This window comes from Actinoalloteichus caeruleus (assembly GCF_049311605.1).
GTDB classification, from domain to species: Bacteria; Actinomycetota; Actinomycetes; order Mycobacteriales; family Pseudonocardiaceae; genus Actinoalloteichus_B; species Actinoalloteichus_B caeruleus.
On sequence record NZ_CP186005.1, the window covers coordinates 650737 to 669739 of the forward strand.

The window sequence follows — 19003 nt, forward strand, 5'->3', positions numbered from 1 at the left end:
GAGGAAGCCGGTTCACTACTGCTGTGAGCTGAGGCAGACTGGCTCCGGCAGGTGGAGTTGGCGGAGGAGGGGCACCGGTGACCGACCTGAGTGGACGGGCTCCTGAGGGGGCGACTGGTTCGCGGCCGAGGTGGCTGTTCGGTCCGAACGGACGCCCGAAGCTCCCCGTCGTCGTCACCGCCTTCGCGGCGCTGTTGATGCCCTCCGCGGCGCTGGGCACGGCGACGCTCAACGTCGCGCCAGCCCTGGCGCAGGAGTCGGCGGACATCGCCCTGCCGGGCCCGGGCGGCGTGCTGGACCTGCTGCGCGACCCCCAGGACGGCGAGTTGTACGGGGCCGGCGGCCGACTGCCCGCCGGTGACCAGGTCAGCCCGGAGCTGCTCGAGGAGCTGCGGAACCGGGGCGGTGTCCCCGGTTCGCCGGGAGACCCCTTCAACGACCTGCCGGACGGCCCGCTCGGCATCCCGGCGATCGTGCTCGACGCGTACCGGAGGGCGGAGCGCGGCCTCGGCGAGACCCAACCCGGCTGCGGACTGCACTGGTCGCTGTTGGCGGGCGTCGGGCGGATCGAGTCAGGCCACGCCCGGGGCGGCAACGTCGACTCGGGGGGCACCACCCTCAGCCCGATCCTCGGCCCGCAGCTCAACGGCGGACCGGGGATCGCCGCGATCCCGGACACCGATGGTGGCCTGCTCGACGGGGACACCGTCTGGGACCGCGCCGTCGGGCCGATGCAGTTCATCCCGACCACCTGGGCCGCCTACGCGGCCGACGGCAACGGGGACGGGGTGGCCAGCCCGCACAACGTCTACGACGCGGCCCTCGCCGCCGGCCGGTACCTCTGCTCGGGTGGCCTGGACCTCCGGGTGCCGGACCAGCTCGCGGCGGCGGTGTTCCGCTACAACCGCTCCGACGCCTACGTCCGGGATGTCCTCCACTGGGCCAACGCCTACCGGAACGGGGTCACCCCGCTGCCGGGCGAGGACGTGCCGGCGGTGCCACCGGACCGCAACCGCGACCCGGTGGCACCGCCGGCCAGTCCCCCCGGCGGTCCGGGCACGCCCGGCGAACCGGGAGGCGGCCAGCGGCCGGGCACCCCGCCCGGTGACGGAGGCGGACGGCCCACGAACCCGCCTCCGACCGATCCCGCGCCGCCGTCCAGCGAGCCGAGCAGGCCGCCGACGACGGCTCCGCCGACCACCACTCCGCCTCCGACGACGACACCCCCGACCACTCCGCCTCCGACCACTTCGCCTCCGACGACGCCGCCGGAGTCCTCGGAACCGCCGGAGCAGTGCCCGCCGGGCAGCACGCGCCCGCCGGAGGACGACGCGGACGAAAGCACCAGCCCCACCCCGGACCCCAGCACCACGGCGACCCCTGCGCCGACCGGCACCCCCTCCGTACCGGGCGGGAGCCAACCGCCCGAGGGCAGCGAGCCCCCCGGGGACGACGACGGTTGCGTCCCGATCGAGGATCCGGAGGACGGGGACCGCGACGAGGACGCCGTCGAGGGCGCGACCGCCGAGGACGAGCGTCGGCCCGGGGCCGACGGGGAGGACGGCGGGACCCCGGCGCAGGGGGGACTCGCCGCCCCGGCCGCCGTGCTCAGCCGCCCCGCCGTCGTGTCCCTCCCGCGCCGTCGGACCGGGAACGGCGAGTGGCCGAGTCCGTGACCACGCCGGTGCCGCGACCCCTGACACCGATGGACCACCGCCGTTGCAGACTGGACCTCCGTCCCCGCTGCTGAGGAGCCAGGTATGCCCAGAACGGCCGCGATCGACTGCGGTACCAACTCCATCCGCCTGCTGATCGCCGACGTGAGCGCGCGGGAGAGCGGGGGAACGACCCTGACCGACGTGCGCCGGGAGATGCGGATCGTCCGCCTGGGGCAGGGGGTGGACGCCACCGGCCAACTCGCGCCGGAGGCGGTCGAGCGGACCCGGGTCGCGCTCGCCGAGTACGTCGACATCATCGAGAGGTCCTCCGTCGACCGCGTGCGGATGGTCGCCACCTCGGCGACCAGGGACGCGCGCAACCGGGAGGACTTCTTCTCGATGGTTCGCGGCACGCTGGGAACCGAGGCCGAGGTCATCAGCGGTGACGAGGAGGCCCGGTTGTCCTTCGCCGGAGCGGTCGCCGACCTCGACCCCTCGGACGGCCCCTTCCTCGTGGTGGACGTGGGCGGGGGGTCCACGGAGTTCGTGCTGGGCGACTGGGACGGTGTCCGGGCGCGGGTCCGAGCCGCCCGCTCGGTCGACGTCGGGTGCGTCCGGCTCACCGAGCGCTGCCTGCGGGACGACCCGCCCACCGCCGAGCAGGTCGCGGCCGCGCGCGCCGTGGTCCGCGACATCACCGCCACGGCCTTCTCCGAGGTGCCGGTGGCCGAGGCCACCACCTGGGTGGGGGTCGCCGGAACGGTGACCACACTGTCCGGGCTGGCCCAGGGGCTGGCGGCGTACGACCCGGCCGCCATCCACCTGTCCCGGCTGAGCCACGAGCGCATCGCCTCGGTCACCGACTGGCTGGTCACCTCGCCCCACGCGCGACGGGCGGAGGAGAAGGTGATCCACCCCGGCAGGGTGGACGTCATCACCGGGGGAGCGGTCGTCGTCGCCGAACTCGCCGACCGGGTCCGGGCCACCGCCGGTATCGACGAGCTGGTGGTCAGCGAGCACGACATCCTCGACGGCATCGCCCTGTCCGTGGCCGGCTGACGGGTACCCACCGTCAGGTTGCCCCTATCGGGGGCTTAACCTGTCCGCTGTCCGGCGGATATGCGCTCAGCCTTCTGTAACGCTTCGTGCCTACGGTTGCTCTGGGTGTTTCAATGCGATCTGATTTTCGGGTGATCCTGTGGCGACTTCGTAATCCGTGACCTCTTGCTTGGCTGCGGATAGTGACTACGGTCGCTACATCGAAACCCGTCAAACGGGTCGGCCGCACCTGGCCGACCCCACCTGCCACGGCGACCGCCGTGGCACGAGCTGGAGGACGTTCCATGCGAGCAGGGCGAAGGACCGCCTTCGTCGCACTCCCAACGGCGGCCGCGCTGCTGTTGACGGCGTGTGGTGGAGGCGACAACGGTGGTGACAGTGCCGCCGACCCGAACTCCGAGGTGACCGTGTTCACCACGGAGCCGGAGAACCCGCTGATCCCGGGCGGCACCAACGAGACTGGCGGCGGCCGTGTGGTCGACACCATCTTCAGCATGCTCGTGCGGTACGACAACGAGGACGCCTCGTCGGTCAACGAGGTCGCCGAGTCCATCGAGGCGGACGAGGACGGTCGGGTCTTCACGATCACGATCAAGGACGACTGGAAGTTCCACGACGGCACCGACGTCACCGCCCAGAGCTTCGTCGACGCCTGGAACTGGGTGGCCTACGCCCCCAACGGCGCGCTGAACGCCAGCTTCTTCGAGAAGATCGAGGGCTACGAGGACGTCCACCCCGAGGACGAGGGCGCGGAGCCCGCCTCCGAGACCATGTCCGGGCTCGAGGTCATCGACGAGACCACCTTCCAGGTGACGCTCTCGGCCCCCTTCGCGATCTTCCCCGAGACCCTCGGCTACAGCGCCTACGCGCCGCTGCCCGAGGCGTTCTTCGAGGACCAGGAGGCCTGGGAGGCCGAGCCGATCGGCAACGGCCCGTTCCAGTTCGTCTCCCGCATCCCCGACCAGGAGATCAAGCTGGCCCGGTTCGAGGACTACGCGGGTGAGCAGCAGCCGCAGATCGAGAACCTGACCTACAAGGTCTACCAGAGCCTCGACGCCGCCTACACCGCCGTCGTCTCCAACGACCTCGACGTGCTCGACCAGATCCCGGTGTCGGCGCTGGCCGGCGACGCCTGGCAGACCGACCTCGAAGGCCGCACGCTGGAGGTCGACCTGCTCCTGAGCTACACCCTGAGCTTCCCGCTCTACGACGAGGTCTACGAGGACGTCAACCTCCGCCGCGCGCTCTCCCTGGCGATCAACCGCGAGGAGATGGCGGAGCAGATCTTCTTCGGCAACCGCCTGCCCGCGCAGAGCCGCGTGCCCGCCGTCCTGCTCGACGACCCCGAGGGCCAGTGCGAGTACTGCGACTACGACCCCGAGCGGGCCAAGCAGCTGCTCGCCGAGTCCGGCTACACCGGCGACGTGGGCATCACCTACAACTCCGACGGTGACCACCAGCAGTGGGTCGAGGCCGCCTGCAACAGCATCGCGAACACGCTGGAGATCGGCTGCAACCCGGAGCCGGTGCAGACCTTCAACGTGCAGCGCGAGATCGCCAACGCGCGCGAGTTCACCACCATGTACCGGACCGGCTGGAAGGCCGACTACCCGTCGATCGAGAACTTCCTGACCCCGCTGCTGCGCACGGGTGCCTCCTCGAACGACGGTGACTACAGCAACCCGGAGGTCGACGCCAAGCTCGACGAGGCCGACCAGGCCTCGTCGGTCGAGGAGGCCACCGAGCTGTACATGGAGGCCGAGCGGATGATCAACGAGGACATGCCCTCCATCCCGGTCTTCGACGACAAGGGCCAGGCCGGCCACTCGACCCGTGTCGAGAACGTGCACCTGAACCCGCTCCGTACGCTGGACGTGCTCTCGCTGTCCCTCGCCTGAGCCGACTGACCGGCACCGACGGGTCGGATCGCACGTGCGGTTCGGCCCGTCGGCGTGAGGGATCGAACACACCCCCCGCACCGACCTCGCCCGCCACCGTCACCGGACGGACGGGCTCGGACAGGTGAACAGGCCGGGTACCGTGGCCCAGATGGCACGGTCCCGGCCCTTCCGCCGTCCGGGCCCCACCCACCACGAACGGAACGGGGTTCAGGAGGACCCATGGGCCGCTATGTGGCCAGACGACTGCTACAGCTGATACCGGTCTTCATCGGCACGACGTTCCTGATCTACCTGCTGGTCTGGGCGCTGCCCGGAGACCCCTTCGCCGGCAAGTGCGGCGAACGCCCCTGCCCCGAGTCGTTCGTGGCAGTCATGCGTGAGAAGTTCAACATGGATGACCCGCTGTTCATCCAGTACGGCAAGTACCTGCTCAACCTGCTCCAGGGGGACTTCGGGGAGACCTTCTCCGGCACCTCGGTGGGCACGCTGATCAGCAACGCCTACCCGGTCACCATCCGGCTCGCGCTGATCGCCCTCCTCTTCGAGGCGCTGATCGGTGTCATCGCCGGCATCCTCACCGGCCTGCGCGGTCGGGGCTTCATGGACAACCTCGTCCTCGTCTCCACCCTGTTCCTGATCGCCATCCCCACCTTCGTCACCGGTTACCTGGTGCAGACCGTGTTCGGGCTCCAGCTCGGCTGGATCGCGCCGACGGTGTCGGGGAACGCGAGTTGGGGGGAGCTCCTGGCACCTGGATTCGTGCTGGCCAGCGTGTCGATGGCCTACGTGGCGCGGCTCACCAGGACCAGCATCGCCGAGAACAAGCGCGCCGACTTCGTGCGCACCGCCGTCGCCAAGGGGCAGCCGCAGCACCGGGTGGTGGGAGTGCACCTGCTCCGCAACTCGGCCATCCCGGTGGTCACCTTCCTCGGCACCGACCTCGGCGCCCTCATGGGCGGCGCCATCGTCACCGAGGGCATCTTCAACATCAACGGCATCGGAGGCCTGGTCTTCCGCTCGATCGCCCGGCAGGAGGGCACCACGGTCACCGGGGTCGTCGTGCTGCTGGTGATCGTCTACCTGGTGATGAACCTGCTCGTGGACCTGCTCTACGCGGTACTTGACCCGAGGATTCGCTATGACTGACCCGACGGCCGCGGCCAGCGCGGGCAAGATGGAGACCCGCGCACAGGAGGAGATCACCGCAGAGGGGCACGGCGCCCGGCCAGGCGGCGGAGCCGACGACGGCAAGCAGCGGAGCCTGTGGGGCGACGCGTGGGTGAGCCTGCGCCGCAGGCCGATCTTCATCATCTCGGCGGTCATCATCCTGTTCCTCACGGTGATGGCGCTCTTCCCCGGTCTGTTCACCTCGGTGGACCCGACCAAGGCCGATCTCTCCCTCGCCAGGCAGACGCCCTCCGCCGACGCGTGGTTCGGTTACGACCAGCAGGGCAGGGACATCTACGCCCGGGTGATCCACGGGGTTCGGGCCTCGCTGGTGGTCGGGGTGCTCGCCACCCTGGGCACCGTGCTGCTCGGCAGCCTCGTCGGCCTGTTCGCCGGCTTCTACGGCGGCTGGCTTGACGCGATCCTGTCCCGGTTCGCGGACGTCTTCTTCGGGCTGCCCTTCGTGCTCGGCGCGATCGTCATCCTGTCGACGTTCAACCCTCCCGGCACGCCCTACGGGCCGGTCCGGATCATCTTCCAGGTCATCTTCTCGATCGTCGTGCTGTCCTGGCCGGTGACGATGCGGATCATGCGGTCCGCCGCGCTCACCGCGAAGCAGCAGGACTACGTGAAGGCGGCTCGGGCACTGGGGGCGAGCCCGACCAGGATCATCTTCCGGCACCTGCTGCCGAACACCCTGGCCCCGGTGCTGGTCTACGGCAGCATCGCCCTGGGCACCTACATCGCCCTGGAGGCGACGCTGTCCTTCCTGGGCGTCGGTCTGCGGACGCCGGTGGTGTCCTGGGGCGTGATGATCAGTGACGCGAAGGAACTGCTCAGGATCGCCCCCCACATGCTGCTGTTCCCGGCTGGCGCGCTGGCCGTCACCGTGCTGGCCTTCGTCATGCTCGGCGACGCGGTGCGCGACGCCCTCGACCCGAAGATGCGATAAGGAGGTGCCGAACGTGTCAACGGAGGGACATCCGGCGGAACCGCCGAACGAGTCTCCGCTTCAGGACCCGGCGGCGCCGGCCGTCGTCCAGCAGGGTGCGGAACCGCTGCTGGCGGTCTCTGGCCTGCACGTGGAGTTCCGCACGCGGGAAGGCGTGGCCAGGGTCCTCAACGGGGTCCGCTACCACGTCGACGCCGGTGAGACGCTGGCGGTGCTGGGCGAGTCCGGCTCCGGCAAGAGCGTCACCGCCAACACCGTGATGGGCATCCTGGAGATGCCGCCAGCCGCGATCACGGCCGGAGAGATCCGGTTCCGGGGCGAGGACCTGCTCACCGCCACCGCCAGCCGGCGGCGGGAGGTCCGAGGCGAGGGCATCGCCATGATCTTCCAGGACGCGCTCTCCGCGCTGAACCCGGTGTTCACCGTCGGGTTCCAGATCGAGGAGCAGCTCCGGCAGCGCCGCGGCATGAGCAGGAGGGACGCCAGGAAGCGGGCGATCGAACTGCTCGACCTGGTGCGCATCCCCAACGCCAAGGGCCGGGTGCGGCAGTTCCCGCACGAGTTCTCCGGCGGGATGCGGCAACGGGCGATGATCGCGATGTCGCTCGCCCTGGATCCCGAGGTGCTGATCGCGGACGAGCCGACCACCGCGCTGGACGTCACCGTGCAGGCGCAGATCATGGACCTGCTCGCGGAGATCCAGCGCGAGCGGAACATGGGGATGGTCCTCATCACCCACGACCTCGGCGTGGTCGCCGAGGTCGCGGACCGGATCGCCGTCATGTACGCGGGGCGGATCGTCGAGGAGGCGGACGTCCACTCGATCTACCGCCGACCCGGCCACCCGTACACCCGCGCGCTGATGGACTCCATGCCGAGGCTGGACCAGCGCGGTCAGGAACTGAACACGATCAAGGGCCTCCCGCCGAGCCTGACCGCCATCCCGAAGGGCTGCCCGTTCCACCCCCGGTGCCCGATGGCGATCGACCTCTGCCGGGAGAAGGACCCCGAGCTGCTGCCGATCGCCGAGGGGCGCGTCAGCGCCTGCCACCGTAGTGATGAGTTGATGCGCGATGAGTGAGCCGATCCTCCAGGTGCGCGACCTGGTCAAGCACTTCCCCGTCAAGCGCGGGGTGCTGTTCCGGCGCACCATCGGACAGGTCAAGGCCGTCGACGGCGTCTCGTTCGACCTCAACAAGGGCGAGACGTTGGGCGTGGTCGGTGAGTCGGGGTGCGGCAAGTCCACCCTGGCCCAGGTGCTGATGCGCCTGGAACCGGCGACCTCGGGTACGGCGCTGTTCGAGGGCCAGGACATCTTCTCGCTGAACGGGTCGGCGCTGCGACGGCTGCGCCGGGACATCCAGATCGTCCTCCAGGACCCGTACACCTCGCTGAACCCGAGGATGACGGTCGGGGACATCATCGGCGAGCCCTTCGAGATCCACCCCGAGGTGGCCCCGAAGGGTGACCGCAAGGCGAAGGTGCGGGAACTGCTCGACGTGGTCGGGCTCAGCCCCGAGCACGTCAACCGCTACCCGCACCAGTTCTCGGGCGGTCAGCGGCAGCGGATCGGCATCGCGAGGGCGCTGGCGCTGCGGCCGAAGGTGATCATCTGCGACGAACCGGTGTCGGCGCTGGACGTGTCGATCCAGGCGCAGGTGATGAACCTGCTCGCGGAGCTGCGCCGCGAGTTCTCCCTGTCGTACGTGTTCATCGCGCACGACCTGTCCGTGGTGCGGCACCTCTCCGACCGGGTGGGCGTCATGTACCTGGGCCGCATGGTGGAGATGGGGACCGAGGAGCAGATCTACGAGCACCCCACCCACCCGTACACCCAGGCGTTGCTGTCCTCGGTGCCGGTGCCGGACCCGTCGCTGCGCGGCCAGCGGGAGATCATCCGGTTGACCGGGGACGTGCCCAGCCCGGTGTCCCCGCCCTCCGGGTGCCGGTTCCGCACCCGGTGTTGGAAGGCGCGGGACCTGTGCGCCACCGAGACGCCGCCGCTGGTGGACCCGGGGACGTCCCCGGTGGAGGGCGCCACCTGGCCGGGTGGTGACGAGGGCGCGTCGCACCCGAGTGCGTGCCACTTCCCGGAGGAGAAGCCGAAGGTCGTGGCCTGAAGACGGGTGGGGGTTGGTGGGCCGGGTGGTCCGCCAACCCGGCGGCCGGATGAGCCGGTGACGGGGCGGCGTTCCGCGCGGGACGCCGCCCCGCGTCATGCCGGTGGCCGGGGGCGCTGGCCGAGTCGGGTTCGGCGTGGTGCGAGGTGCTCACGGGTGGTCAGGGGAGCTCGGCGATCGGTCGCTCCGGGCGGTCCAGCCACAACACGTGCTGCCCGTCCCACGGTTCACGGATCGGTGAGCCCCTGCTGCCGCCGGGACACGCGTACCGCCCAGCCCTCGGCTGTGGGGTGGGCGTGGGCGGTCAGGGCCTCGAAACCGGGTTGGCCGGCGTCGTTCCAGGCCCGCACCGATCGCCTGAGCTGGTGGAGCAGGCGATCGGACCCGGCGTGGTGGATCGTGCCGTCCGGCCGTACCACTGCCGCGCTGTCATGGCCGGCGAGGCCGATCCCCCACCCTTCGGGGTCGCCAGCGGTGGCGGCCTGGTCGGGGTGGGTGGCCAACACCCATGCCTTGAAGCCGTCGCGGTTCTCCGGGGCCGACGGCAGCGGGGTCATCGTGGGGGTGAGGTCGCGCAGGAGTTCGGCGGCAGCGGAGGGATGGGCGTGCAGCGCGGCCCCGCTGATCCAGCACGGTCCCTGGGGTGTGTGTCGTGCCGCGTCCACGTAGCGGATCGGGAGCCGGAACTCGGTGAGGACCCTCGCGTGCATCTCGATCATGCTGCCTGGGTGCGGGCTGAGCAGCCACGGTTGTCCTCCCGTGACGTGGCAGCGCAGTACGGCGTTGGCCAGGGCGACCTCGGCGACCTTGACGGAGGTGACGACGACCGCACCCGGTGTCACCTGCTCCATCCACGGTCGCGGCAGGACGTGCGGGGTGGCCCAGGCGATGATCCGGTCGTAGGGGCCACCGGCGGCCCACCCCTGGTACCCGTCGCCGACGCGCGGGTCGACGTTGGTGGTGCCCGCGCGCCGGTGCAGGTCGTGCGCCCGGGCGATGAGCGCGTCGTCGATGTCGAGAGTGACGACATGACCCGACGGGCCAACCGCGTGGGACAGCAGCGCCGAGGAGTACCCGGAGCCGGTGCCGATCTCCAGCACCCGCAGTCCCGGCCGCACGTCCAGCAGATCGAGCATGGCGCGGATGACGGCGGGACTGCTGGTCTGCGGCAGGCGCCGACCCTGTTCAGTCATCGTCCAGCCGTCGTGGTCGACGATGCCGGTCACGTGCTCCTCCGATCGTGGTCAGGGGCTGGTGGGAACCGGCGGAAGCGGGTTCACCAATGGGACCATCGGCGTCTGCGAGCCACGCGTGTAGGGCCAGCGGAGATGATCTCGCTCCGATGTGCCAGGTCACTCCTCGACGGCGCACCGCGAGCAGCACGAACGCTGTTATTGATCTTTCCAGGCACGCCATCCTGCACGGCAGCCAGCGAGCGGCGGCATCCACTGCGGCCAAGGCGGCGTCGACCTCTGCCCTGTTCGCTGTACGAGTCGCGGTCCAGGCCAGTTCGCGTAGACCCCAGATCACCCACCTGAACGGCATGATCAGCAGGACGCATCGGATGGCGGCAGCGAGAACGGATGCGCCGAGAACGTTGTGAGTGCTCGTGACTGGGGTTGATGTAAGCACCATTGGACTGTTGCTCGCAGCAGTGTAGGGAAACGCTGGCTGTTCCTTCGGCTTGTGGTGGGTGATGGCGATCAGGGCTGCGGGTGACAACTGCGCAGCTTGCAAGCTTGCGATCAACCCGTGCAGGTCGTGGGCTATAAGGGCGGGCGCCATGGAGTATCGTTCGGCGATATTTTCGGCCGTCTTCCAAAAATCTCCGCAGTGTCGGTCCAGGTCCGCACACGCGGAAACGGCGGCAGAGTTGAACTGGTAAATTCGCCCGTTACTGGCCAGAACTAGGACATGTCCGCTCGGTAGGACTGCGGCGCCGATCACCGGGTCACCCCACGCAGCCAAAGTTCAGCGCTCACGACGGCGTCCAGTGCAGCGATCCTGACTGGTAGAAGGTCTGCGCCACGGCGAATCTCCTTACGAACTTCATCTTCATGGACGAGCCCCAGCTCCGCCAACCGAGATTGGGTGAACAGATCCTGCAGAACAGGGGCATTGAGCTGAATCCCTTGATAAATGAGGGTGGTCACGTTGCCCTTGGTATGACGGTGCAAAGCTGGTGACGGTATGTCTCCGCTGAATGCGCCGCGCAGCAGGGGTTTGAGTATTCGGGGATCGGTGCGCTGCCAGGCTGGAAGTGACCAACAAGCTCGGACAACACCGTCGTCGAGGTATGGAGAGTGGTAGTTCACGCCGCACTGCTGGGCAGCCCAGGTGTACTGGCGTTCCGCACGAGCAGCCCAGTGCAGCGTTAACAGGGCTGCCGTGTCGCCGACTCCGAACCCCTGGGAAGGCACGAGCGGCGTTGGGTTCTCGTCCGCGGCCCGGTCCACTACGGCAGCTACGAGACGACGAGCGTCGGACGTGGCCCAAGCTTCCGCTCGCGGACGACCGAACCAGCTTACCAACCCGTACCATCCTGGAGACTGTGATTGGGAACCACGCAGTGCCCGCGCGGCATCGATCAACGCCTCCCGGTAGTTCACTCGGTGCAACCGCAGTGCTGCCATTACCAGGGTGAGCGGGGACTGGTGGCGCAACCGTGCCCAACCTACGGCGTGTCGCCACAACAGGGGCATGCGTTTCGGCGTGGCGAGATCTGCCAGATATGCCGGCGAAGCTTGCAAGACGTTGTCGCCACCCTCGCCACTCAGGTGGAGATCCGAGCCGTGGTCAACCAGTTGCCGCAACCACCACTGGGCACGGGAGTGAGCCGAGGCCAGGTGTACAGCAGGTTCGTCGCCTACTGGGAACTCGTCAAGATCCGAGTAGGCTGATGCGACCGAGTCCGGGAGACCGAGCGTGATGTGTTCGATCGACGGGCACGAAGCAGCGACTACCTTAGCCGTCTGGATATCGTCACTACCGGACGCGTTGAGCGTGAACGCTGAGAGCGGTGCGCTAGTGCGTGCGGCCAGCGCGGTAATCGTGGAGGAGTCCATGCCACCGCTGAGGTCCGTCGTGGGACGGCTCGCGGCCACCATGCGTGTGTGCACCGCGCGTCCCAGCGCCTCCCGCAATGACACCGAAGCCTCCAGGAAGCCGCATTCGGGCTTTGGGAGTGAGGGGCCTGGCCGAGCAAGCGGCAGCCGGTTCGGTCTAGTGTGCAGCAACCAGCCAGGCCGTAGAGTTCGCACACCAACCCATGGCGTCCCGGTCCACCACACATTCGGGGCAGTGGTCATCAACAGGTGGGTTGCTACCCACTCGCGGGCGAGAATGGGTGCCCCCGCCGCTGCCGCGACGGTACGAGAGTCGGAACCTATTACAAGGCCACCAGCCGGGGTTTGTGTGTAGAACACAAGGCGCTGCCCAGCTAGATCGCCGAGCAGGACAACGCTGTCGGCGCGCGCCGCGATGACGACCCGGCTTCCGTCGACCTCCGCCAACGCCTCCGTGTGACCTCGCCCCACCCGGCGGGCGACGGAAAGGAGTTGGGGGCCGCTGCTGGTGCAGCACCCCAGCACCAGCATTGTGCAGCCGTCCGCCTCGACCTGACGCACCCCATGAGCGGGTGCCGGTGTGGAGTGCCACAGCCGCAGTCGGCCTGCCGTGACACTTCTCCAGCTCGCCCCGCTCACGGGAGGCGCGACGTCAGGACCCTGGCCAAGAAGGGTACCGAACCAGCGCATCGCGATTCCTGGTCAGTGGTAGTAGCTGCACTTGCCGTCGGCATCGGTGTCGGAACCCCACGCCTGGACCACGTCTACGGCGCTACCTGCGTCGATCGCGATCGGAGCGTCGTATCCGGCGACTGGGGGCGGGGTGGGCACGTCGGCGCCCACGCTGTAAGGAACTGGGCTGTTGTTCGACATCTTTTCCGCTCCTCATTCGATTCTCGAACCGGCCCTGCCTCCGCTGGGGCCGGGACCACATGGCCAGGAAACATGCTGGGCACGGTTCGTTGGGAGACTCATGAAGGGGGCTCACGGATCACATGGCATGGTTAGGATGGGAGTCTTGACGGCTACTCCTGGCGTTTCTGTTCGGCGGAGGTGCAAGTGGGGGTGGAGGATGCCTCGTTCCGGTCCGGAGAGTTTCAAGGGCAACAGCAAGTACAACCCACTGCTCGAAGGTCTGATCGTCGAGTCTGGGGCCAGTCACAAAAGTCTCGCGCTACGTATCAATCAACTAGCCGCGCGTAACGGGCGGCACACCGCCTACACGCACACCAGTCTTGCCAACTGGACACGGCGTGGGATCACACCCGAACCTGCGATCAGACCATTGATAGCTCAAGCACTCGCGGAGAGGCTCGGCAGACCGGTGCCGCTGGCTTCCATCGGGTTTCAGGCTGACGATGCAGACCTGGGAACCGTGGGCCTGGACTTTCCTCGCGAACTACCGCAGGCGATTATCAACGCGACCCAGTACTGGAGATTGGTGGACAGCCTGGGCTCTTCAGCCCACGGGGGGCTAGCCATGTCCGGATGGACGAACCCGCTTCGGCGCTGGCTGATCAAGCCGATCGAAGGCAGGCCGGACCATCCGGCCGGCTCGCTTACGGTAGGCGCGGCCGACATCGCCGAACTGCGCGCGGTCGCCGAGGACTCGCGACGCTGGGACTCACGCTATGGCGGTGGAAGCTGGCGATCTTCGGCTGTCCTCACCTGCCTACGTGAGCGGGCAGCTCCCCTATTGCATGGGCGCTACACGGACCGCGTTGGCCGACAGCTGTTCTCTGCCACCGCACAACTCGCCAGACTGGCCGGCTGGACAGCATTCGACGCAGGCCAGCACGCCGTCGCGCAACGGCACTACGTTCAGGCGCTGCGGTTGGCCCGGGCTGCTGGCGACGTCCCTTTGGGTGGATACGTGCTGGTGTGCGCCGCGCTGCAAGCAGCGCTTAACGTTTTCATGACGACGCCATCGACATGTGTCAAGGTGCGTATGAACGTGCGAAGCGTACTGCCACACCTCGTGTACTGGCCTTCTACAAGTTGATCGAAGCTCGTGCCCACGCCCGGACTCATGACAAACGCGCTGCGGCTGCAGCCCTCCTAGCCTCAGAGACCCTACTAAGCAGAGCTGACCAGCATCGCGGGGGTGATCCCGACTGGATCGACTTCTACGCTTACTCGCGGCTCTCCGCCGATGCCGTAGAACTGCATCGGGATCTGGGGCTCCCCGGGCCGGCCTGGCGCTGGAACGCTGACGCTGGCACGCCGACCGACACCTTCGCCCGATCCCACGGTCTACGACTAACCGTGCTCGCCTCTACCTACTTGCAAGGCCCGGCTCCAGATCTGGACGCCGCACTTGGGTACGGTCATCGAGCCGTCGACATCCTCTCCCGTGTTGCCTCAGTTCGCGCCACTGGTTACGCCCGAGACCTCATCCGCCGCCTTCATGTTTGGAGAAGCGAACCTGGAACAGTCCACCTCACTCACCGCGTTCACCACGCGCTGGCCGCTGGTAACGGAGGTCATTTGGCTTAGCCGTCCGTTCCACACCGTGCGAACCAGGTGGCCTGGCAAGGGGGAAAGCATGTCTTCTGGTCGGACGGCTAGCAGTGCCGGATCTGTCGGTGCGCGGTCAGCGGGAGCCCTGCGGTTAATCGGGGACGTCCCCGGTGGAGGGCGCCACCTGGCCGGGTGGTGACGAGGGCGCGTCGCACCCGAGTGCGTGCCACTTCCCGGAGGAGAAGCCGAAGGTCGTGGCCTGAAGACGGGTGGGGGTTGGTGGGCCGGGTGGTCCGCCAACCCGGCGGCCGGATGAGCCGGTGACGGGGCGGCGTTCCGCGCGGGACGCCGCCCCGCGTCATGCCGGTGGCCGGGGGCGCTGGCCGAGTCGGGTTCGGGGTGGTGCGAGGTGGTCGCGGGTGGTCAGGGGAGCTCGGCGATCGGTCGCTCCGGGCGGTCCAGCCACAGCACGTGCTGCCCGTCCGGCCGCACCGTCAGCCCGAGCCTCGTCGGAGGGGGACGACCGTGGTCGTCCCAGAACTCCGCGAGTCGCACGTATTCGGCCCAGAGGTTCCGAGGGCCGGAGTGGACGACGGTGGCGTGCCCCGGGCTGGTGCGCCGTGCGCGCGCCCAGGAACGGCTCGCCGGGTCCCCCAGCACGTGCACGACACCGTGGTCGTGGTGTCGCACCACCTTGACGACATCCGGGTCCGTGAGCACCCGAAGGCATTCCAACGGGCGTTCGTCCAGGAAGTCCGGGAAGGGGTGTGTGGCCGAGGTTCCCCGCCCACTGGCCATCTCGATGATGTCCCGCCCGGTCGCACTGGTGTGGTGCGGGTCCGATCGCATGCGCATGAACGCGGCGTAGTCGGTGAACGGGCCGCTGGCACCGCCGTCCTCAGTGATGGTGAGGCGGGCGAGCGCGTACCCGAGGTTCGCGAGGATGACCCCGCCGGCGCGGACCTGCCCCAACCACGTGGCAGGGAGCCGTGCGAGCCCGCACGTCGCGATCAGCCTGTCGTAGGGGCCGTGTTCGGGAACCCCGTTCCCGCCGTCGCCCACGACCAGCCGGGGGGTGGTAGCCCAGCCGGTCGAGGGCGGACCGGGCCGTGGTGACGAGATCCGCCTCCAGATCGATCGTGGTGACGGCATCGTCCCCCAGGACGTGGGTGAGGAGCGCGCAGTTGTAGCCGGTTCCGGTGCCGATCTCCAGCACGCGATGTCCAGGGTGGGCGTCGAGGCGTTCGAGCATGAGCGCCATCAGCGACGGGGACGTGGAGGAACTGGTGGGTGTGCCACCGGCATCGTGGCGGGTGATCAACGAGGCGTTCGTGTAGATGGCCTCCAGGGCGGCGCCGTCCGTGGCCAGGTCGTGTTCAGCCAGCTCGCCGGACGGGTGGTGCAGGACGAACCGGCTGACGAAGGCCTCGCGTGGCACGGCCAGGAATGCTTCTTCCCACCGGGAGCCGCGCAGGAATCCGTCGGCGGTGAGCTTGTCGGTCAGCTGTCGACGCAGCGGGGCGCTGTGGTGCGTGGTCGGGGTCATGGGTTCACTCCGAGGAGTTCGTCGGCGAGCGCCCGCGACAGGGGGAACGCGGCTTTCCTCTCCTCGGAGGTGGTGAGCTGCCGGGTCGGAGCGCCGGTTGACCTGGTCACGCGGCTCGCGGAAGCACCGGACGGAGGCTCGCTCGACCGCACGGCACGAGGGGCTGTCCACTGGGCCGGGGTTCGCCGGGCGTCGGGTGCGCGCCCGCGGGGAACGACCGGGCGGCCAGGGGGCCGCCACGAGGGTGGGCATCACGTCCATCTCGGATTCTTACCACGAGTGATCACGACGTGTCGGACGGTGTTCGCCGTGGTCCGGGTGGCCGTCCACGGCTCAAGCACCAGCCCCGCCTGCTGGGGAAGCGGCCACCCTCGGTGTGCGGCCAGGGCGGATGGTCGCCGGCGCCGCCACGAGGAGGGCTCCCTCCGCTCAACCGGGGAGGGCCTCGATCGACGGGAGGTCAGGGGGCGCACCCGGTCCCGAACCGCGCCCACCTCGCTCTCGCTCGGGTGCTGGCGTCTCGCGCGCCTCCCACCCGGACGCCCGACGAGGACGCGCCCGCCCCTCCCGGGAGGGCGAGCGGGGCGGGCGCGCGGTGTGCTGTCCGTCGGGGACGTCCTAGCCGTTCAGGGTGTTCTCGATGAACTCGGCGAGGTCGGCGGACTGCTGGACCCGGGACTCCTCGTGGACGTACATCATGTGCCCCGCCTCGTAGTAGCGGAACTCGACGTTGTCCTGGAGCGCGGCGGGGATCGGCAGGTGCGCGAACACGTGCTCGGCGGCGAAGTGCGGCGTCGCGCCGTCGTGGTAGCCGCAGGCGACGTGCACCCGCAGGTGCGGGTTGGCGCGCATCGCCGTCGCCAGGTCGTCCGTGGACTGGACGTGCGAGCCCTCGAACTCGGCGTAGGACCACGGCTGCACCCGACGGGACAGGACCTCGTAGGGCAGGTCGTTGTGGTAACCCAGCTCGGAGCGCAGGTAGTGGTTGAGCGCGGCGCTGTAGGGGCCGGTGATCGCGTTCATGCTCGGGTCGGCGGTGAAGCGCTCGAACGCGCCGTCGGCCTCCCAGCCCCGGAACCGGCCGTCCAGCCGCCCCACGACCTCGCCGCGCTCGCGCAGCAGCTCGGTGAAGAAGCGGATGTGCTCGATCCGCAGGTCCACCTGGTCGACGTACTTCTCCGACAGCCCGGTGAGCCGCGCGAGGGTGGCCACCGCGTCGGCGCGTTCCTCGCTGGTGAGCCGGGCTCCCCTCGCCAGCGCCCACGGGTAGTCCCTGGCCGCGTAGGCCTCGGCCTCGTCCAGCACCTCGCGCAGCGGCCGGTCGCCGTGCAGGCCGTGGTAGTGCGCGATCGCCGCGTAGGTGGGCAGGAACAGCGAGTAGGGCAGGTCGTTGCCCTTGGTGAAGCGGATGGTCCCCATGTCCAGCACGCTGGAGATCAGCAGCAGGCCGTTGAGGTACATCCCGTAGCGGGACTGGAGGTGGTTGGCCAGACCGGCGGCCCGGAGGGTTCCGTAGGACTCGCCAGCGAGGAACTTCGGTGACATCCACCGACCGTTGCGGCTGGTCCACAGCCGGATGACCTCGCCGATGGAGTCCAGGTCGCCCCGGAAACCGTGGAACTGATCGGGTTTCTCGCCTTCGGCCGCCCGTGAGTAGCCCGTGGAGACCGGGTCGATGAACACCAGGTCGCTGTGCGCGAGGAGGGTCTCGTGGTTGTCGGCCAGTCCGTAGGGAGGGGGGAGCAGGTCGCCGGCGTCGCCCATCACCACGCGGCGGGGGCCGAGCACCCCGAGGTGCAACCAGACGCTGGACGAGCCGGGGCCACCGTTGAAGGCGAAGGTCACCGGCCTCGTGCCCGGGTCGGCGCCGTCCAGCGTGTAGCTGGTCACGAAGATCTCCGCCTTCGGGCGGTGCCCGTCGAACACCCCGTCGGTGTGCACCTCCTCCCGTAAGACGACGCGACCGGTCGTCGCTGTGTAGGGGAGGGTCCGTTCACCCACGGTCAGGCTGTGCTGGGTGGTGACCAGGTCGTCGGTCGGGGTCTCCGCCGTGCGGGTGGCCGTCGCGTCGGCGGCGTGGTCCTCCCGCTCGCTCGGCGCGCTCGCGCCCTCGGTGTTCGCCATGCGCCGCAGCCTACGGAGCGGACGCTCACGAGCGCGAGAACCTTCCGGTCACGTGCTGCCGCCGGGACGCGGTGCCCGGACATCGGGGGTGCTCACCCTGGTGGCTCCGGACATGACGAACGGCTCCGGTGGGCAGGGTGGAGGTATGGAGGAGACACCCTGGCCCGCCGCCGTCGCGCCCACGCTGACGGGGATCGACGAGCTGGACGAGGTCCTGCCCACCTGTCGGGCCTGCCCCCGGCTGGTGGCGTGGCGGGAGGAGGTCGCGCGGGTGAAGCGGGCAGCCTTCCGCGACGAGGAGTACTGGGGGCGGCCGGTGCCCGGGTTCGGGCCGACGGACGCGGCGCTGGCCGTCGTCGGCCTGGCGCCGGCCGCGCACGGCGGGAACCGCACGGGCCGCATGTTCACGGGGGACCGGTCCGGCGAGGTGCTGTACGCGGCGATGTACCGCGCTGGGTTGGCGTCCCGGCCGGACTCGGTCCGGCCCGGGGACGGCCTGACATTGAGGTCCACGCGAGTGACCTCACCCGTGCACTGCGCGCCCCCGGACAACAGGCCGACACCCGGTGAGCGGGACACCTGCCGCCCCTGGCTGGCCCGGGAGTTCGAACTGCTGGCACCCACCCTGCGGGCGGTGCTGGTGCTGGGCGGGTTCGGCTGGCAGGCGGTGCTGCCGGTGCTCGCCGCCGCGGGCTGGCGCGTCCCCCGGCCCCGCCCCGCCTTCGCGCACGACGCCCACGTGGTGCTGCCCTCCGCGTCGGAGGGCGGTCCACTGCACCTGCTGGGCTGCTACCACGTGAGCCAACGCAACACCTCGACCGGCCGCCTCAGCCCCGGGATGGTGGAGGACCGGCTCCGCGCGGCGGCGCGGGTGGCCGACATCGCGGAATGAACTGCCTCACGCTGAGCCAGGGGGACGAGGGCCGGTTAGCCCGTTCGTGGTAGCCCTTC

At 69.4% G+C, this 19003-nt stretch carries 16 protein-coding genes; 9 read left to right on the forward strand and 7 right to left on the reverse strand.

All coding sequences use genetic code 11. The features are described from left to right. Positions 1 to 77: 77 nt before the first annotated feature. The 7 genes from ACOJVX_RS02925 (at position 78) to ACOJVX_RS02955 (ending at position 8857) form a co-directional block, all read left to right on the forward strand. On the forward strand, positions 78 to 1676 hold the full coding sequence (locus ACOJVX_RS02925) for a lytic murein transglycosylase (RefSeq protein WP_422647219.1): 1599 nt from the start codon (positions 78 to 80) through the stop codon (positions 1674 to 1676). A gap of 84 nt (positions 1677 to 1760) precedes the next feature. Next, positions 1761 to 2717 (forward strand): Ppx/GppA phosphatase family protein, encoded by a 957-nt coding sequence (locus tag ACOJVX_RS02930; RefSeq protein WP_026417385.1) that lies wholly within the window; start codon positions 1761 to 1763, stop codon positions 2715 to 2717. A 284-nt stretch (positions 2718 to 3001) separates the two neighbouring features. Next, the gene (locus ACOJVX_RS02935) at positions 3002 to 4615 is read left to right on the forward strand and encodes a peptide ABC transporter substrate-binding protein (RefSeq protein ID WP_026417384.1); all 1614 of its coding nucleotides are present in this window, start codon (positions 3002 to 3004) and stop codon (positions 4613 to 4615) included. 222 nt (positions 4616 to 4837) lie between these two features. Next, positions 4838 to 5764 carry an ABC transporter permease gene (locus ACOJVX_RS02940; protein ID WP_016700513.1) on the forward strand — a complete coding sequence of 309 codons (927 nt, stop codon included), beginning with the start codon at positions 4838 to 4840 and terminating at the stop codon, positions 5762 to 5764. Next, complete coding sequence (locus tag ACOJVX_RS02945; protein ID WP_026417383.1) at positions 5757 to 6737, forward strand: ABC transporter permease; 981 nt, start codon at positions 5757 to 5759, stop codon at positions 6735 to 6737. The genes ACOJVX_RS02940 and ACOJVX_RS02945 overlap by 8 nt, the downstream gene beginning before the upstream one ends. A gap of 106 nt (positions 6738 to 6843) precedes the next feature. Then, complete coding sequence (locus tag ACOJVX_RS02950; protein ID WP_418154757.1) at positions 6844 to 7818, forward strand: ABC transporter ATP-binding protein; 975 nt, start codon at positions 6844 to 6846, stop codon at positions 7816 to 7818. Next, positions 7811 to 8857, forward strand: a complete 1047-nt coding sequence (locus ACOJVX_RS02955; RefSeq protein WP_026417381.1) for an ABC transporter ATP-binding protein — start codon at positions 7811 to 7813, stop codon at positions 8855 to 8857. Before ACOJVX_RS02950 ends, ACOJVX_RS02955 begins: the two co-directional genes overlap by 8 nt. Positions 8858 to 9084: 227 nt before the next feature. Here ACOJVX_RS02955 and ACOJVX_RS02960 read toward each other — a convergent pair whose 3' ends face one another. The 4 genes from ACOJVX_RS02960 to ACOJVX_RS02975 all read right to left on the reverse strand — a co-directional run bounded on the left by ACOJVX_RS02960 (position 9085) and on the right by ACOJVX_RS02975 (position 12795). Continuing rightward, positions 9085 to 10083, reverse strand: coding sequence for a protein-L-isoaspartate O-methyltransferase family protein (locus ACOJVX_RS02960; RefSeq protein ID WP_418154740.1), 999 nt, complete (start codon positions 10081 to 10083; stop codon positions 9085 to 9087). Continuing rightward, positions 10043 to 10642 (reverse strand): lasso peptide biosynthesis B2 protein, encoded by a 600-nt coding sequence (locus ACOJVX_RS02965; RefSeq protein ID WP_422647565.1) that lies wholly within the window; start codon positions 10640 to 10642, stop codon positions 10043 to 10045. The genes ACOJVX_RS02960 and ACOJVX_RS02965 overlap by 41 nt, the downstream gene beginning before the upstream one ends. A 158-nt stretch (positions 10643 to 10800) precedes the next feature. Then, a complete protein-coding gene (locus tag ACOJVX_RS02970; RefSeq protein WP_418154739.1) occupies positions 10801 to 12612 on the reverse strand; it encodes an albusnodin/ikarugamycin family macrolactam cyclase in 1812 nt (603 codons plus the stop codon). 12 nt (positions 12613 to 12624) lie between these two features. Beyond that, positions 12625 to 12795: a hypothetical protein gene (locus tag ACOJVX_RS02975; RefSeq protein ID WP_418154738.1), complete on the reverse strand. Its 171-nt coding sequence runs from the start codon at positions 12793 to 12795 to the stop codon at positions 12625 to 12627. A gap of 199 nt (positions 12796 to 12994) precedes the next feature. On the opposite strand from ACOJVX_RS02975, the gene ACOJVX_RS02980 reads away from it, so the two are divergent. After that, positions 12995 to 13924 carry a hypothetical protein gene (locus ACOJVX_RS02980; RefSeq protein WP_422647220.1) on the forward strand — a complete coding sequence of 310 codons (930 nt, stop codon included), beginning with the start codon at positions 12995 to 12997 and terminating at the stop codon, positions 13922 to 13924. A gap of 881 nt (positions 13925 to 14805) precedes the next feature. On the opposite strand, the gene ACOJVX_RS02985 is transcribed toward ACOJVX_RS02980, so the two are convergent. The 3 genes from ACOJVX_RS02985 to ACOJVX_RS02995 form a co-directional block, all read right to left on the reverse strand. Then, positions 14806 to 15396, reverse strand: coding sequence for a hypothetical protein (locus tag ACOJVX_RS02985; RefSeq protein WP_422647566.1), 591 nt, complete (start codon positions 15394 to 15396; stop codon positions 14806 to 14808). Beyond that, positions 15281 to 15928 (reverse strand): hypothetical protein, encoded by a 648-nt coding sequence (locus tag ACOJVX_RS02990; protein ID WP_422647221.1) that lies wholly within the window; start codon positions 15926 to 15928, stop codon positions 15281 to 15283. Before ACOJVX_RS02990 ends, ACOJVX_RS02985 begins: the two co-directional genes overlap by 116 nt. A 618-nt stretch (positions 15929 to 16546) precedes the next feature. Next, positions 16547 to 18052, reverse strand: coding sequence for a S10 family peptidase (locus tag ACOJVX_RS02995; protein WP_026417379.1), 1506 nt, complete (start codon positions 18050 to 18052; stop codon positions 16547 to 16549). A 145-nt stretch (positions 18053 to 18197) separates the two neighbouring features. Between ACOJVX_RS02995 and ACOJVX_RS03000 the strand changes: the two genes are divergently transcribed. Next, positions 18198 to 18944, forward strand: coding sequence for a uracil-DNA glycosylase (locus ACOJVX_RS03000; RefSeq protein WP_418154002.1), 747 nt, complete (start codon positions 18198 to 18200; stop codon positions 18942 to 18944). Positions 18945 to 19003: the final 59 nt, after the last annotated feature.